This window comes from Paenibacillus sp. FSL H7-0703, assembly GCF_038003485.1.
Taxonomy (GTDB): Bacteria; Bacillota; Bacilli; order Paenibacillales; family Paenibacillaceae; genus Paenibacillus; species Paenibacillus polymyxa_B.
On record NZ_JBBOPF010000001.1, the window covers coordinates 3,687,778 to 3,703,047 of the forward strand.

Sequence of the window (15,270 nt, forward strand, 5' to 3'; positions counted from 1 at the left end):
GGGGTGGATGTCATGGGAGAGGCTGTGGAGGTTTTACTCGAAATTCGAGGGCTGCACAAAAGCTTCGAAGACCGAAAAGTACTGCAACAGATTAATCTGGACGTAACGAAAGGGGAAGTCGTGGTCGTTCTCGGTCCTTCGGGATGTGGAAAAAGCACGCTCCTCCGATGTCTCAATGGTCTGGAGCCGGTCCAGAGTGGAGATATCCGTTATAGAGGGCAGGACCTGACGGATAAGAAAGTGAATTGGCGTGAGGTGCGGCAGCATATCGGAATGGTGTTCCAGAACTACGAGCTGTTTCCACATATGACGGTCTTAGAAAATATATTACTCGGCCCGCTTAAAGTTCAGCGGAGAAATAAGCAGGAGGCACTTGAGCAAGCGGAGCAGCTATTGGAGCGAGTGGGTCTGCTGGATCGCAAAGATGCGTATCCGAGGCAATTATCAGGTGGGCAAAAGCAACGGATTGCAATTGTGCGCGCCCTGTGTATGAACCCAGAAATTATGCTCTTTGATGAAGTCACCGCATCCTTGGACCCGGAAATGGTCAGAGAGGTACTGGATGTCATGCGAGAGCTGGCACAGCAGGGCATGACCATGATTATCGTGACGCATGAAATGGGATTTGCCAAGTCGGTAGGGGATCGTATCGTTTTTATGGATCAAGGACAGATATGCGAAATGACTACGCCACAGCAATTTTTTACCCAACCGGAAACAGAGCGTGCCCAGCACTTTCTGGATATATTTCAGTACGAAACGATATAAACAGGGGGATGAATACAGATGAGAAAAGGAATGAAGTTCACGACGTTATTACTGGCTTTGAGCTTGCTGATTGTTGGTTTGGCGGGATGTGCAGGAGGCGGAAATACCAACGGTAGTTCAGGCTCGGCTAAATTTGCTTCGATTGAGGACATTAAAAAGAATGGCAAGATTCGTATAGGTGTATTTGCAGATAAGCCGCCTTTTGGCTACGTGGATTCGGAAGGGAAGAATCAAGGCTTTGACGTCTATATTGCGAAGCGGTTTGCCAAAGATCTCTTGGGTGACGAGTCCAAGGTGGAATTTGTTCTGGTGGATGCTGCCAGCCGGGTCGCCTATTTGGAATCCAACAAGGTAGATATCATCATGGCTAACTTTACGGTGACGGATGAGCGTAAGGAAAAAGTCGATTTTGCCAACCCGTATATGAAATTATCCTTTGGCATTGTGTCGCCTGATAGCGCTCCAATCACCACGATTGACCAATTGAAGAATTCGGATCAGAAGCTGATTGTCGCAAAGGGAACAACGGCTGAAACCTATTTCACGAAAAATTACCCTGATATCAAGCTGCTTAAATTCGATCAATATACAGAAATTTTCTCAGCCCTCAAAGACAAACGCGGCGCCGCCATTGCCAACGATAATACAGAGCTGATCGCCTGGGCAAAGGCCAACCCTGGCTTTACCGTAACCATCCCGGCCTTTGGTGGTCAAGATACGATTGCACCCGCAGTAGCAAAGGGAAATAAGGAGTTATTAGACTGGATCAACAATGAGTTGGCTACATTAGGCAAGGAAAACTTTGTGCATCAAGCCTACAAGGACACATTGACCTCTGTTTACGGAGAAGGCTTTACAGATCAACTGGTCGTAGAGGGCGGCAAAGTGGATTAATCTGGGGTGAGTAAAGAGTGTTTGATACGTTTATATGATCATTTTGGAATGTAATTAAGTTCTGAGTGCTGTAAATCTATATATTTGCATAATGGATTCCTTTAAAGCAAAAAGACCCGAATTTCTAAAAAAATGGGTCTTTTTGCTTTGTATAGGATTATTGAAAATAACGCCACACTCTACGCAGAATTAATATTCATGGACCTCATCTTCAGGTATGTACTCGAGAACATCGTGCAGGGTTAACGGGCGACCAGAAAGGCGAATTAACGTTTCCATCACTGTATTAAACGTTTTAAAACTCGATCCGCTTGGATGTATTGTTACACATTTCGTAGATAGTATTGGGTCTGATTTTAGCCTCACGAGCGAGGGCATTTTTAGTAATCCCGATTTCTCGAAGCAATTCTTCAAGTTTGAAAGCAATTCCCTGTGCGTTTGACATTTTCATGTTGAACAGCCCCCCATGTTCTAACGAATTACAAAAATAATCGAGGTCATGCCTTGGTAGTCTCAATGTCCCTCAATTCCATCTTCGGGAATGTACTCTACAATATCAGCAAGAGTAATAGTCCTTGTAAATCTACGCTGGCGGGCGAATCTATTCAAAGCATCAAGGATATGGACAAGTGTTTCTAATTCAAGTCTTTTGGTTTTGCCATTTACCATATCTATTACAGTTGCCGGACGTATTTTTGCTTCTACGGCCAGTTTATTTCGGGAAATATCAAGTTCTTCTAAAATATCGCCAAGTTTAAAATGATATCTATTTTGAATCTCCATAATTTAGATTCTCCTTTTGTTTCATAGTACAAGAAAATCATAAAATCTATTGAAGTTTTACTATAGAAGTAATAAAATAGAACTACAGAAGTAAAACTTGTGGTTTGAATTCCGCTTTTTCGAGTGAATAGTTGTTAGTTTTCTTGCTTTGAATAATTAAAATCATAAGAGGGAGCTAAATCTAAATGAACAAAAGTAATTTTGAAAAAGTAAGTGTCATTCTTGGTCCCTGTGATCTTCCGCATATGTATGAGCTTTTTGAAGGCTATCTGATCAAGGATCGATACGTCATGATGATCGACAATAGCGTACTTACTCTTCGACATGTAAAAAAGGAAAGGCATTATTCGCATCTATATGTTGATGGTGACACGGGAGGAATCACTCTTGCAAGACATGTACAACGTGAAGACATAGATGTGATTACTGAGTTGGTCGAACGATTGCGCAACATGGATGCATTAAGTTTTCTTACAGATGAACTGTTATGGAACACATGTCGGGAAGATATAGACTTTGACTTAGTTCGGAATAAAGGACTATGAAAAATGGCGAACGTAAATTCTGATTCGAATTTTTGTTCTCGTTTTACTTATATAATGTAACACAGAAGCGTAAAAGGGTGAAATGGACACTGCCGTAATAAAGATACATACTTCACCAAAAGCTCTTGCATGCTAGTAGATTTCATTATATAATTTTAAATGATAATGAGAATCATAATCATTAATAACAGTCTTTAGGTGCATGCTCCCAATATGAGCCTAAGTGAATAGGATGGTGATGTACACATGGCTAAAGCAGATGTGGCAACTGCCAGAAGACAGCTTCGGAGTCCGAACAAGGTAACCCGCAGACGAGCTTTGAGAACGATCAAAGCTGCGAAACGCGCGAAGTAGCAGGTTCCAAGTTAACTGCAAATGGCAATACCAGTGTCAAATTTTTCAGTCTCCTCGTTTTGATATTGCACCTGCCTTCCTGATGGTGGTACACAGGAAAGTAGGTGTCTTTTTTTGAATAATAAAAAAGCGCCAGGCGGGTATCGAACCGTTCTGGCGCATTATTTGGAGATATAAAAAAACCAAACTTAAAATGAACATAAAAACGGAGTAGACGGAATAGTGCTGTACAAGCGAAGCGATCGCTTTAAAAGCTTTCCGTAGGAAAGCGCGCTTCGGAAGCATCACCTCCCCGGATTACTACTCTATAAAAGGCTTTGTTCAAGAAAACCGGGGGCGATGGCGATGGGAAGCACTATCCGACTGCGTAGTGGCACAATATGAAACTTTTAAGTTCGGTTTTAATACAAAAGCTACATTTATTTCTTTTGTGCAAACAGCCATTCAATCATATCCTGATTTTGCAGAGCCGGAACCCAGGAGAAGTGTCCCGTAGGTTTGATAATCCCTGCTTCGTATTCAGTGAAGTGAATGAGGTTTCCGTTTTGTGCTTTAATGGCAGCGACCATTTCTTGCGAGTTTTTAGGACTTACTGTGGTATCGTCTGCAGCATGGAAGGCCCAAATAGGAACGTTTTTCAATGCCTCGACGTGTGTAGGTTCAACAGGCGCATACATGTTAACGGCTTTTTCATAGTTGGTCAAACCGGCAATCGGCACACCTGCGGCGAACAAGTCCAGATTTTTTTCCAACAATCTCCACGTTCCCATGGCTCCTTGAGAAATACCAACAATATAGATTCGGTTGGTATCGATCGGGTATTTTAACGCCGCATCACGTACCAGATCGGCTACAGCGCTGTTGCGTGGCTCATCTGCCCAAATGAATTTATGCTCCAGGTCAATCGGGCTTTGTGGAGCGATTACGAAGGATGGGTGTTTGGCTTGCTGCTCAGGAGAAGCCCAAGTGACAGCACCAGCATTCGCTAACAGGTTGACTCCGTTTCCATCACCGCGTTCGCCGTTTCCGTGCAGGAATACAACCAACGGGTAGGTTTTGCCTGGTTCTACTTTAGGCTCAAATGTAAAGTAGTTCAGCTTGAAGCCTTCTTTATTTTCAAAGGTATTTTTTTGGAAGTCGTCCACGATTGGTGTAATTTTATCCGTTGCTTTTACAGTCTGTGTAGAGGCTGGGATGACTGTTTTCTTTGAAGTTGCAATATCTTTCTTTTGACTAATCGTATAATTCAACGTGTTGATGCGGTTAACTGCGCTTGTTGCATCGTAAGTAAGGGTACTTGCATTTTTATCTTGCGTATCCAGCTCAATCACGACATATTTGCCATGAGTACTGCGGTTGGTGATGGCTCCAGTATCATTGGTATATACACTGGTCACGGTTCTGTCTGTATATACATCATTGAGTACAGATTGAACCTGAAAGCTGGACGTGGATAAGGATGCCCCGTCAATATTGGTGCTGTATTTCAGTACGACAGCAGAAACGACTTCACCCAAAGGCTGTACCTGAGTAAGCAGGGTAGCCTGTGGCGCTGGGACATCGGCTGCTGCGGCAGAGCTGGAGGATGGGAAAAAGATCGTTAGCAGGAACACGAAAGATAATAAAACAAGGGCAAAACGTCTTCTTTGCATGAGATTAATCTCCTTTGGTGTCATTTTTTAAAGCGCTTACTACATGTTCGGGATAATTGACTGTATGCTGTGGAATTCATACAAATCAAAAAAGGCAAACTCCGGGTACACGTGTGTACTCGGGTTTTGCCTTTTCAGTAACAATCCCACTTGAAGGATAACACCTTCATTGGAATCTGACAAGTGAAAGCGCTACATTTTTGGGTGTTTTTTAAAAAAAAGTTTTACTTTCGTTACGGAGGATTCTACAAAAATCCTTAAAGCAACTTGCAATTAGAAGTGGATATGTCGAACTCATGGTATTCATCTATAGCAGGAAAACCAAGTCATAGGGGCTTTTCAACGGTAATATTGTGGTATATAATCTCCTTAACTTAACAGTGTTAACTTATATAACGATGTTAACAAAAGGGGATGAAATCATGAACCAATACGATGTTATTGTCATCGGTGCAGGACTGGGTGGCTTGTCCTGTGCAGCAAGACTTTCCGCGCTCGGTTACCGAACAGCTGTTTTTGAAAGCCATACTTTAGCTGGCGGTTTCGCAACTGAATTTACAAGAAAGGGATATACCTTTGATGTCTCCTTGCACGGTGTCGGCGGACTCGAGGAGGGCAGCTTCGGTCGGCTGTTAAAGGACTGCAATGCGGACCAGCGAATTGTTCCTCTCCGCAAAAAGCACCCTTACTCCATTCGTTGGGAAGGACAGACCATTGATATTCCGTCCGATGTTCAGGAGTATGTGCAGCTCCTCAAAAATATGTTTCCTGCTGAGGTGTCAGGCATTGACAGTTTATTCGCGGGCATTCGCCGTTTTGAAACAGGCTTTTCTGCTTTTTCTACTCTCACTTCCTGGCGCAAGGCGGTTGGCCTGCTCAAAGCAGGAACCTTCTTCCGTTGGACGCAAATGACGACCTGGGAAGCTGTAAGCCAGTTCGGTTTGTCTGACCGCTTCATAGAATTCTTTACCGCGCTGTGGGCCTATTATGGATTGCCTCCAAAACGGCTTGCGGCCTTGTATTTTTTCATTCCCTGGATCGGCTATCATTTGGAGGGGACGTACTACATTGAGGGAGGCGCACAGGCTTTATCCAATGCATTGGTTGACGCTATTAAGTCAGCGGGAGGAGAAGTTCACCTGCGCAGTCAAGTATCTGAGATTATACTCGAACGCGGTAAAGCAGTTGGAGTCCGTCTGAAAAAAGGCGATGTATATAAAGCCAACTGGATTGTGTCTGGTATCAGTCCCCATCATACGTATGGCCGCCTACTGGAAAACCATGATGCTGCCCGTCGTGAGCTGGAAGCTGTCAGCAGTCTGGAGACTGGCACGTCTCTCACCCAGCTATATCTGGGATTATCATGTGAGCCTCATGAGCTTGGCATCACCGAAGAAGACTTAATCCTGTGCAATGAGCCGGATTCGGAAACAGATTATGAAGTTATGATGAGCGGCCAGTATACCAAAGGCAACTGGATGCTCACGAATTATAACGCCATGGACCCTAAGCTTAATGAACCGGGAAAGGGTGTCATTGCAATTACATTTTTGGACAGATTGGAGAACTGGCCTGCCGCACGTCCCGAATATAAAGCCAAAAAAGAAGCTGTGACACAGCAGATACTGGGATGTCTAGAACAGCTGTATCCGGGTTTTCGCAGCAAGGTAGTGGTGGCCGAATTGGGCACACCGCGCACGATGCAGCGTTATACCGCTAATCCAGACGGGGCCGTTTATGGCTACGCACAAACGGTCCGGCAGTCCGGTATAAAAAGACTGAAGCACAAATCAGCTGTGAATCGTCTGTCATTGGTAGGGGCCTGGACACAGCCTGGGGGCGGGTTTCAAGGGGTTATGAACTCGGGTATAATGGAAGCTGATCGTATCGCCGCCAAATTGGGGTAGGCAGAAAGGGCAAGTACATCTACTCATGAAACATATCAAACGCCGAGAACGTGAAAGCAGTGAGATCCGCCGGAAAATCATTGAGGCCGCCCGGTCGCTTTTCCTGAATCAAGGATATGCCGAAGTCTCCATGCGCAAAATTGCGGATCAGATCGAATATTCACCAACAACTATTTATCATTATTTTGCCAATAAGGAAGCCGTGGTCCGTGAACTGCTGGTAGAAGGAAATACCTTGTTCCTGCAGGCTCTTCAGCAGCGTGTGGATGAAGCACAGGCAGCGGGATTGAACGCTCTGGACACACTGAAAACGGTATCTGATGCGTATGTTCGTTTTGGAACGGCTAACCCGGAATATTACAACATCCTGTTTATCAGCAATCTGGAATCTGTAAGCTTGGTCAGCCTTATAGACAGTGGGCGTTTTAAAGGCTTTGAGCTGCTTGAAGCTGGGCTCAAAGCCGCTATGGAGGAAGGCTGCATCATGCAAGGAGATGAGCGCCTGATCGCCAGATCCGTATGGAGCATGCTGCACGGATTGACTTCTTTGCTCCTGAATTTTGAACTTCCTATGGCAAAATCCAATGATGAATTGATCGCATTTACTATAGATACTTTCCTCAGGGGGTTAAGCCGCTGATGCAGCGGCTAACTTTCTTTACCTCGCATCACTGTACATGCGAATTCGCGTCTGAAAGCTGCTTAAGCACGGCTTCAATGCGACGTTTATCTTTTTTGAGCATAACGAGCTGCAAAGAAGCATGAAGCAAATCTGAGATATTGGCCCAAGCGCCTGCTTCCAGAGCGGGAAGAAGATCCCGGTGAATCATGATATCCAGCGCCTCCGTTGCAATTTTTTGATGAAGCTCGCTATCGGATAGCCATTCAATCAACTGCTCAGCTGTAGGACGGGAGTGAGCGAAAAGTATTGCCCAGCCATCCACCGGATGATTGACTTTATCCCGCATCCAGTTAATGATCTGGGGTGAACGAAAATGCTGTAGCTGCCCATTAGCGGTGTATCCTTCTAATTTGTCTTCTGCAGCCGAATCCTGTAGCAGGTGATTGCAAACACATACCAAGCCTTCCTGCTCGGGTAGGCAACGGGCGCTCAGATAGGCACGTGTGGACGCAAATGCACCCTTAGCATGTAGGGTATTGTTTTGAGCTAAAGATGTCCATGCTTGCGCGGTTTCTGGTTCCCACAAGGAGCGGACCCAATCAGCAGCCCCCATCCCCGCGGTCTCCCCTATTAAAACGGCCCAAGTAGAGAATGGAACCTGGCTATGCTGAATGTTCTGCCAGTGCTGCTCCCAGGCAAGAAAAATGTCCTTTGGATCATAGGCTTGAAAAGCCTGCAACACAGCAGGATGATCTACGCCATGCATGGTGGTGTAATGGATCAGCGTCTCCAACGACTGCGCATCCTCCAGTTTCATCGTGCAAAACATGTTCAACCAGCGTAGCCAGAGTTGCAGTGGTGGGCTGTTTAGCTGAATGCCATGCTCATCGGCCACTTTAAACCAATCCCATAGCCATAGCCCGTGCAAGGTGAGCATGGTGTCTATATAGGCAGGTAGATTTTCCGCAAGCAGCGTGAACTGGTCCAACTCGTGATGATAGCAGAACACCGCTGGCTCTGTAGTGGATGTCGCCATATCAAGCAGTATCGGATCACCCGCACCATTATAATTAAGGATCAGATATCGTTGCTCGTCCGCTACCGAGTCGGTATCTTCCCCATAGGATGTAAAATAGCCAATATACTCATGATTCCAGCCAAACTCTCCTGTGATATCGTCTAGGATACTCTGCTCTTGTTCAAGATCATTGCTGTTTTTATATGAACACTCCGGTCCATCAGCTACAATACAGTGTGGGGGGAGGCACCATAGTAAATTTAAGCTGCCACACCGCTGTATTAATTCAGACAGGGAGGCAGGCAAAGGCATCCGCAGCCGTTCCTCCAGCTCAGTTAGTTCACCTGTAGAAATCCCCTCCGTCCATTGGTATACCACATCAGGCATCCCACTTTGTCTCAGACGATCAACGACTTGTTCCAGTTTTTCTAAGGTTTGTGCAAAATGTACTGTCATTCGTATTCGTCCTCCTCTTACTCTACAACCCGACAATGCTCTTTTTGCAAGAATGCTAGAATTTCAACACGAAGTGCTATCGCTTTCGGTTCATAAATGATCGCCACTTCGCGTCCATATGCATAGTTAAAACGCACGTATCCGCCTAGAGTCTGAAGAAAAGCCATGCAGATATGCTCATTTTCAATCCATAGGTTTGAGGCAAAATGCTGTTTAAACCGCTGAGCCAATGCTTGTATGGATGCCGGAGCGAAATCCAGGGCTTGCTCGTTCGGATGGGCTGGATTGTAGGCCTCGGTCGTATCCGGGGGATTAAACAGTAGGAATGTTGCGGCTTTGTCTGGGCTGACAGGTTCGAAATAACGGGGAAATGGTTCCATCTTTCCGAATTCATCCCGTAAAATATGTTCCAGTGTTTCTGTGAATGGGACTTGAACATCTAAAGTCTTCGTAGTAATGATCTCCGAGTGTCGTGGCAGCCACAGCAAGCCTTCGACCTGAGGATGAATCGCTAGGAAGTCACCATCTATAGAGCTGCCAATGACCACGCACTCACCCAGCTGATGCGCTATAATTGGGCAATTATCATCATGCGTCCACAGTTCGTAATCCGCATAGGCTTGCAATAGTTGAGGATCAGGCCTTTCAATCATTAGCAGGCCGCAATAGGTGCCCGGCCCGTAGCGGGTGAGGAATGCTACATAGGAAGGGGGTAAAGCTAATCCATAGGTATGTTCAAAAGTTGTCAGTTCATCGGCAGCCACCGTCGTATGTTGTGTGGAAACCCAATACATGTGGGATGCACCTGCTTTCCGGCACTCTATCTATAGGGATAGAGATCAAAAGTAAATGAGAGATATGCTATAATTAGGAAATAAAATAGTTATAGATTAGTCTATCTTAATTCCATAGGAACTACAATTTGTGAGGGGACGAAGGAGGAACACATCTTATGACAACATCAGGGGTACAAGCCTACATAGATCCAATTTTTGAGGCGATTGATGAGGCGTACGCTTCTGAGCAAAAGCGCATCGCCGAATTCCAAATCAAAAGTGTCCTTCACGAAGGGATTCATGAATACTTAAAAGTTACCTGTAAGAAGGATGGGCTGTGGGTGGATACCTACGAACCGTTTGATTGGGATCATCGTAGACCGGACATGGAGATTTCTGGTTTTACGGAGGGGGTAACACTGCAGCAGGTTCAGGACGAATGGATGCCTGTGTTTAGGGAACGGATAGAGGCGCTATTTAATTCGGAAGAATTCAGTTCCATGTTCTTTCGTTATCGGCTGGATTTTCATCTGGAAGTGGTCTTGGAGAATAAGGCCAATCATTTTACATTCTCACTCCTAAATGAAGATAAACGGCAGCAACTGTTAGCCACTATCCAGCAGTTTGTGGAGCAGAAGCTCAACCCCTCCAGTAAAGCTATCCCGAAGGAAGAGGACGATTTCTTCTTAGTGAGACACTTGCTTGATCCTCATTTGTACGCTATAGATGCCCAGCGGGTGGATGAGTTGCTCCATATAATGGATGCCAAAGTGAAGGTCAGCCGCAAGCGTGAGGAAGCATGGAGGTATCAGCTCAGCAGTGGCTTAAAGCATTGGGCTGAAGATGAATTTTTGCTGAAGTATGCGGATCGGGAAAAAAGCTATGGGCTGGATTATAAAGTGAAGCCCGATATTCTCCCTTCGGAAATTCCCGCGCCAGCCATGGAGATGTTCCTGCTTACCGCGATGCGGGTGGGTTCGACCGATGCCGATGCACGGCAGAAATATTTGGAGATTGCTGCACAGCTAGGCTCAGAGCAGGCTTCCATGTGGCTTGAGAGCGGATCAGGAATCATCCCAGCGTTATATACAAGCGAGCGAGTCATCTGCCAAGCCAATGATATTTTGCAAACGCTGGAGGTTCAGATTCGTTCAGAGGAAGAAGAAAGCTATAGAGAAGCGCTCGTATATTTATGCGATATTTTAAAGAAGGGCTTTACCAAGGAATATCGGATGAAGTTCAAAAGCAAGGTGAAAAACTACCTGCCTGTACCCAAGTTGGCTAAATCTACGTTACATCGTTTCTTCGCCAATGCACTTGAGTATCCGTCGCTGCATCCGTTGCTGGCTGAATATGCCGAAACCGTGATGGAAGAATTCAAATGGTATAACGATGTAGAGCCCGGTGAAAAGTCGGCGATGCCGGGAACCTATGCGGTAATGGGATTAGGACTGAAAGGAACGAACTATTTCCCATTAGTGAATCATTATATGAAGCTGGTGGACAGTGAACATCAGTCCGTACAGGACGGTTACGCGGCTGCTTTTGCCGAAGCGCATGGGCTAACACCTGACACGATCCCCGTTTGGACGAGGATTCTACTGGCAAGCAACGAGTCTGCCAAACCCCTGAAGTCATCCGGAATCGAAACTGTAGAGCAGGCACAGGTACTGGTGGAGGAGCTTGAGAAGCTGGAGGACTACGAACAAGAGGTGCTTGTTTATCGTATATGGGGTGGCGCGAAGAGACTAAAAAACAGCCTGAAGCAGGCTGTCCCTGAGGTAAAAGAGTTGCTGGAGACGCTTATTCCATAAAAGCATCATATTCATGATAATATCGCAGTCCCTGCGCAATGCGTTCAATATCCGGCTCGCTTCCGCTGTGGCGTAACACTTCAATGACATCCTGTACAGTCGCCACCTCCAGCCAGGATTGCACGTGATGGTCTGGCAGAGATGCAGGGATACTTTCATCACGATGATTGGTGACGGTGAGACCGGCATCCTCCAGTTCCCACAATTCTCCCTCGGGAATGATGTAATAGGTAGAATTGAGCGGATTACTTTGAACCTGTTTCAGATTGGCAAATACCCATTCATTGATTTCTGTTTGGTCAACGGCATGAACTAGTGCTTCAAGGCTGTCAAAAGTTTGTATGCTCATGTTTGGGGGGTTCCTCCCTTAGCGGCTTGCTTATGCTGTAGCTTTTGTAATATTTTCAAGATGGCCTGGCGATTCTTCGCATCCTTAATGTACTTGGGAATGGAATGGGAAGCCGTACGCATCATACCGGATGTAGGCTTTTCCCGCAACTCGGCAGAGATATAGGAGAGCAGGTAATTCAGGTGTATCCGGTTAAGAGCCCAGACAGGTTTACCCCGATAGTAATCAAGGAAGTACAGCTGGAGCTGGAAAATAGGATCTTTTCCATTTTGGATCACGTCCGTATGCCATTCGCGTGATTGAACACGATGCACCGAAACCTGATTGCGTGTCTCACAGTGCGGACAGTTTATATTCGTATTTTTATGGAGTTTCGTTCGGTCATCATGGATTTCGATATTAAAATACCGTTCGCAATGGTTGCATACGCCGCGTGCATAGAATGAATAAGATTCTGGCTGCTGATACGTGTAGTAACAATGAGAGCATCGAACAACGTAATAACAGTCTTTTTTGGATCTGGAAATAAAAGCTTGGCCCTGACAACGGGGACAGTGAACAGCTACTTGTTCTCCTCTCCGGATCACGGCGCTAAAGTCATATTTATATCCATGTTCATCTTTGAAGCGTTTTTGTTCCATATTCGTTCCCCCCTTTTCGAAAAGAGCGTAAAAACGTACATTTTATGATTCATATGTTATAATATTCCTTAACAACAGAATGGCTTAGATGGGCGGTCGGCTAGTCTCCTGTAAAGGAGGTGAGGCCTGTGGAGGTTAAAGACACCCTAATGTTGATGATTCAATTCGCAACGTTGGTGATCCTAATTCTTTCCTTCCATAAAAAGAAATAGACCGCCCTCGACAAAGGCAAGCGGTCTATTTCAATGATCATCCTTTGACACGGCTACCGCCCTTAAAAGCGGCTGTTGCCAAAGAGTGAGGATGTTGACGCATCTTCACTCTTTTTTTAGAATATACATCTTATTCCCATTTTAACACTTGAAAATGGCCTTTTCAATGCACCGAAGGGTGAAAAGGTGAATAGGACGTGCAAAAGGAGAGGGCGAACATGAGCATTTTTACAGGGCTGCAACGTCCTCAGTTTCAGGCTTATTATGACGAGACTTTTCTAATAGAACATCGTTTTGAAAATGGTATGGGTTTTCCGCCTTCTTATATAGATTATGTCAAAACTCTTGGTTACGGGCGACTATGCGGCTTATGGAACATTCATATTCCTCTTGGCGATCACCCGGATTCATGGCTTCATCGTTATCATGACTGGCGGGCCTGGTTTGATGATTTACTCGAATCGGAAGAGGTTTTACAAGAAGCGGCGCTGGAGCCAGATGGCTTTCCAGAACTTTTGGAGCATGTGGTTCCCTTCGCTTCCAGTGAAGGGAATGACCTGCTGATTTGGGATATTCAATCGCCTGATGAACGGGGAGAATTCCCAATCTATGCTTTGAATCTACGCACATGGGGCAATTTTCGGTATGCAGCCCCGGATTTATATAGCCTCTTCGAAGCGTTGGTGGATGAAGAGCGCGTAAAGTCGGTATTGGGCACAGATCGTACACCATTCCCTTATACATTCGAGCCTTTTTAACAACGCTTTTTTGAATCTACCATACAGTGCGCAGATCACCTGACATACCGCAAATCGGCCGTCATGCATGGGGATAACAAAAATATCGCCTTCCCGATGTTTGATTCTTTTGAACACCATCGTCAGGCCAGCTCTTCCTGAATGATCTCTGTTTTTAGACCTTTAGCGTTGGTAATCGTAATGCTGATCGCATCATAGCCGTTCCGCTTCGCATCTTCAAAATCGCATCGTTCGCCGTTGATCAGCTCTAACTGTCCATTCTCATCCACATCGTCTGCAAACTCGTCATCCCAATCCACATTATAAAAAGTGGTCAAGCTTAACTCGAAAGTATCTTCACCATCTTCGTCCAGATAGGGCAGCAGGGGAGTACGATTGTTCTGCTGTTCCTTGGTATAAACTTCGCATAGCAGAGCATCGTAACCATGGCGGGTTCCGTCAAAAATCACGATCTGTTCACCTGTGACTGCCTCTTCTGCAATAATGAGTTGGGGGGCAAATTCAGTTCCAGTGATCAGCTCGTCCATAAGTTCTCCATAATAAAAAATGTGGAATTTCGTATGTCCTGCCTGTGAACGAAGCGTACCTGTCCACTCCTGCTCGACCCATGCCTCTGGGTTTTCGGGTACAACCCAACCTTCTAAATAAGCCGGTCCCCAATTAGGGTTATGTATTTCTGTCATCAGTAGGCCTCCCTTTCTACTCGTTGAGTCGTTCAATTACCTGATTAAAAAACGTTGTAAAGTCTGTTGCCACCAGATACAAATGTCCACATTCATCCTGCTCTGCAATATCATAGTTCAGTTTGTCATCATAAGCATGAAGATGTGTGCGGTCCCAGTAGTACACATACGGGGTGTATTCATTACATATTAGAACGTAAAAATTGTGGCCCGCATCTGCACCAATCAACAAAGCGTTCTGGACATGATTGATTTCATCCAGAAATTCATCATTAATCGCTAGTGGGGCATCGTTTGTGAGATCATGTCATGGATAAGGTGGCGATTTTGTTGTTCTCATCCACATCTACCTTCACATTCACTCCCAGCTTGTCCTTAAACAGCTTACTGATATTGATATAGTCATCCTTTACCGCACGGCTTGATCTACCGGTTGTGCGAGTCATCCCAGCGGTGATGATGGAACGGACGTATGTTTTATCGAGCTTGGCTTCGGGATTATAGGTATAAATGATCTGTTCCTGCTGATTGTAATAATGGGTTAATTCCGTGTAGTCGTTAGCATTCTCATACTGCTTTTCCTCACGCACATAATCAGGATGGTCCATGGTGTAGTGGATTCCCCCGTCCAGAAAAGGATTTTCCTTGGAGGGTCGGAGTTCATAGTGTCCGTAGGCTAGTTGAAACAGATACTCTATGCCTGAGCCCTCCGCCTGATAGTAGAGCTGACGATTGTCCCCTTTTTTATCTATAGCGGTATAGCTGCTGATTAAAGGCCAGGCATCATACTTTTTATCCTTTACCTCAATGGCAAGCTTGTAATGTACAAGCACCTTTTCATTTTGAAATAATCCAAAGCTGCTCATAATAAAATAGGCAGGCACACATATAATCCCAATAATCAATATGAATATAAATATTCTTACACGCATAAGTAGAGTGATTCTCCTTTGGTTGTCGATGATGTGGACAGCTCCCGTTTGGCAGATGCACCGAATTCCTCATGCTGCAATAATTGCTTCAGAGCATGTTGTGCGA

At 45.3% G+C, this 15,270-nt stretch carries 18 protein-coding genes and 2 pseudogenes; 9 read left to right on the forward strand and 11 right to left on the reverse strand.

Translation table 11 applies throughout. The features are described 5' to 3' along the window. Positions 1-12 precede the first annotated feature (12 nt). Positions 13-768 (forward strand): amino acid ABC transporter ATP-binding protein, encoded by a 756-nt coding sequence (locus MHB46_RS16310; RefSeq protein ID WP_029518574.1) that lies wholly within the window; start codon positions 13-15, stop codon positions 766-768. A gap of 18 nt (positions 769-786) precedes the next feature. Next, positions 787-1,662 carry a cysteine ABC transporter substrate-binding protein gene (locus MHB46_RS16315; RefSeq protein WP_069290583.1) on the forward strand — a complete coding sequence of 292 codons (876 nt, stop codon included), beginning with the start codon at positions 787-789 and terminating at the stop codon, positions 1,660-1,662. 189 nt (positions 1,663-1,851) lie between these two features. Here MHB46_RS16315 and MHB46_RS26235 read toward each other — a convergent pair. Both MHB46_RS26235 and MHB46_RS16325 read right to left on the reverse strand, forming a co-directional pair. Beyond that, positions 1,852-2,113: pseudogene (locus tag MHB46_RS26235) on the reverse strand (helix-turn-helix domain-containing protein). 62 nt (positions 2,114-2,175) lie between these two features. After that, entirely contained in the window at positions 2,176-2,445 is a 270-nt protein-coding gene (locus MHB46_RS16325; protein WP_010347197.1) for a helix-turn-helix domain-containing protein, read from the reverse strand. 185 nt (positions 2,446-2,630) lie between these two features. Here MHB46_RS16325 and MHB46_RS16330 point away from each other — a divergent pair, with 185 nt between their 5' ends. Continuing rightward, positions 2,631-2,990 (forward strand): hypothetical protein, encoded by a 360-nt coding sequence (locus tag MHB46_RS16330; RefSeq protein WP_061831998.1) that lies wholly within the window; start codon positions 2,631-2,633, stop codon positions 2,988-2,990. 246 nt (positions 2,991-3,236) lie between these two features. Further along, positions 3,237-3,344 carry a putative metal homeostasis protein gene (locus tag MHB46_RS16335; protein WP_158451783.1) on the forward strand — a complete coding sequence of 36 codons (108 nt, stop codon included), beginning with the start codon at positions 3,237-3,239 and terminating at the stop codon, positions 3,342-3,344. A gap of 419 nt (positions 3,345-3,763) precedes the next feature. Here MHB46_RS16335 and MHB46_RS16340 read toward each other — a convergent pair whose 3' ends face one another. After that, on the reverse strand, positions 3,764-4,996 hold the full coding sequence (locus tag MHB46_RS16340; protein ID WP_341162868.1) for a PHB depolymerase family esterase: 1,233 nt from the start codon (positions 4,994-4,996) through the stop codon (positions 3,764-3,766). 422 nt (positions 4,997-5,418) lie between these two features. Here MHB46_RS16340 and MHB46_RS16345 point away from each other — a divergent pair, with 422 nt between their 5' ends. Further along, on the forward strand, positions 5,419-6,903 hold the full coding sequence (locus MHB46_RS16345) for a phytoene desaturase family protein (RefSeq protein ID WP_341162869.1): 1,485 nt from the start codon (positions 5,419-5,421) through the stop codon (positions 6,901-6,903). 25 nt (positions 6,904-6,928) lie between these two features. Then, positions 6,929-7,543: a TetR/AcrR family transcriptional regulator gene (locus MHB46_RS16350; protein WP_061831995.1), complete on the forward strand. Its 615-nt coding sequence runs from the start codon at positions 6,929-6,931 to the stop codon at positions 7,541-7,543. Positions 7,544-7,571: 28 nt separating this feature from the next. Here MHB46_RS16350 and MHB46_RS16355 read toward each other — a convergent pair whose 3' ends face one another. After that, a complete protein-coding gene (locus MHB46_RS16355) occupies positions 7,572-8,999 on the reverse strand; it encodes an SMI1/KNR4 family protein (RefSeq protein WP_341162870.1) in 1,428 nt (475 codons plus the stop codon). 17 nt (positions 9,000-9,016) lie between these two features. Beyond that, positions 9,017-9,793, reverse strand: coding sequence for an SMI1/KNR4 family protein (locus MHB46_RS16360; RefSeq protein ID WP_341162871.1), 777 nt, complete (start codon positions 9,791-9,793; stop codon positions 9,017-9,019). 158 nt (positions 9,794-9,951) lie between these two features. Between MHB46_RS16360 and MHB46_RS16365 the strand changes: the two genes are divergently transcribed. Further along, a complete protein-coding gene (locus MHB46_RS16365; RefSeq protein ID WP_341162872.1) occupies positions 9,952-11,589 on the forward strand; it encodes a DUF6138 family protein in 1,638 nt (545 codons plus the stop codon). Here the strand turns inward: MHB46_RS16365 and MHB46_RS16370 are convergent. Both MHB46_RS16370 and MHB46_RS16375 read right to left on the reverse strand, forming a co-directional pair. Then, a complete protein-coding gene (locus MHB46_RS16370; RefSeq protein ID WP_341162873.1) occupies positions 11,579-11,938 on the reverse strand; it encodes a DUF7716 domain-containing protein in 360 nt (119 codons plus the stop codon). The genes MHB46_RS16365 and MHB46_RS16370 overlap by 11 nt on opposite strands. Next, positions 11,935-12,579: a hypothetical protein gene (locus MHB46_RS16375; RefSeq protein WP_341162874.1), complete on the reverse strand. Its 645-nt coding sequence runs from the start codon at positions 12,577-12,579 to the stop codon at positions 11,935-11,937. The genes MHB46_RS16370 and MHB46_RS16375 overlap by 4 nt, the downstream gene beginning before the upstream one ends. Positions 12,580-12,707: 128 nt before the next feature. Between MHB46_RS16375 and MHB46_RS26240 the strand changes: the two genes are divergently transcribed. Together MHB46_RS26240 and MHB46_RS16380 are read left to right on the forward strand one after the other, a co-directional pair. Beyond that, positions 12,708-12,791, forward strand: a complete 84-nt coding sequence (locus MHB46_RS26240) for a putative holin-like toxin (protein WP_223822146.1) — start codon at positions 12,708-12,710, stop codon at positions 12,789-12,791. 218 nt (positions 12,792-13,009) lie between these two features. Beyond that, positions 13,010-13,549 (forward strand): hypothetical protein, encoded by a 540-nt coding sequence (locus tag MHB46_RS16380; protein ID WP_341162875.1) that lies wholly within the window; start codon positions 13,010-13,012, stop codon positions 13,547-13,549. A 3-nt stretch (positions 13,550-13,552) separates the two neighbouring features. Here the strand turns inward: MHB46_RS16380 and MHB46_RS16385 are convergent. The 4 genes and pseudogenes from MHB46_RS16385 to MHB46_RS16400 all read right to left on the reverse strand — a co-directional run. After that, positions 13,553-13,669 (reverse strand): annotated as a pseudogene (locus MHB46_RS16385) (Imm26 family immunity protein); the annotation flags it as partial. A 2-nt stretch (positions 13,670-13,671) separates the two neighbouring features. Next, a complete protein-coding gene (locus tag MHB46_RS16390) occupies positions 13,672-14,232 on the reverse strand; it encodes a hypothetical protein (protein WP_341162876.1) in 561 nt (186 codons plus the stop codon). A 16-nt stretch (positions 14,233-14,248) separates the two neighbouring features. Then, a complete protein-coding gene (locus tag MHB46_RS16395) occupies positions 14,249-14,461 on the reverse strand; it encodes a hypothetical protein (RefSeq protein ID WP_341162877.1) in 213 nt (70 codons plus the stop codon). Positions 14,462-14,534: 73 nt separating this feature from the next. Continuing rightward, positions 14,535-15,164 carry a hypothetical protein gene (locus MHB46_RS16400; RefSeq protein ID WP_341162878.1) on the reverse strand — a complete coding sequence of 210 codons (630 nt, stop codon included), beginning with the start codon at positions 15,162-15,164 and terminating at the stop codon, positions 14,535-14,537. Between the last annotated feature and the right edge of the window lie 106 nt (positions 15,165-15,270).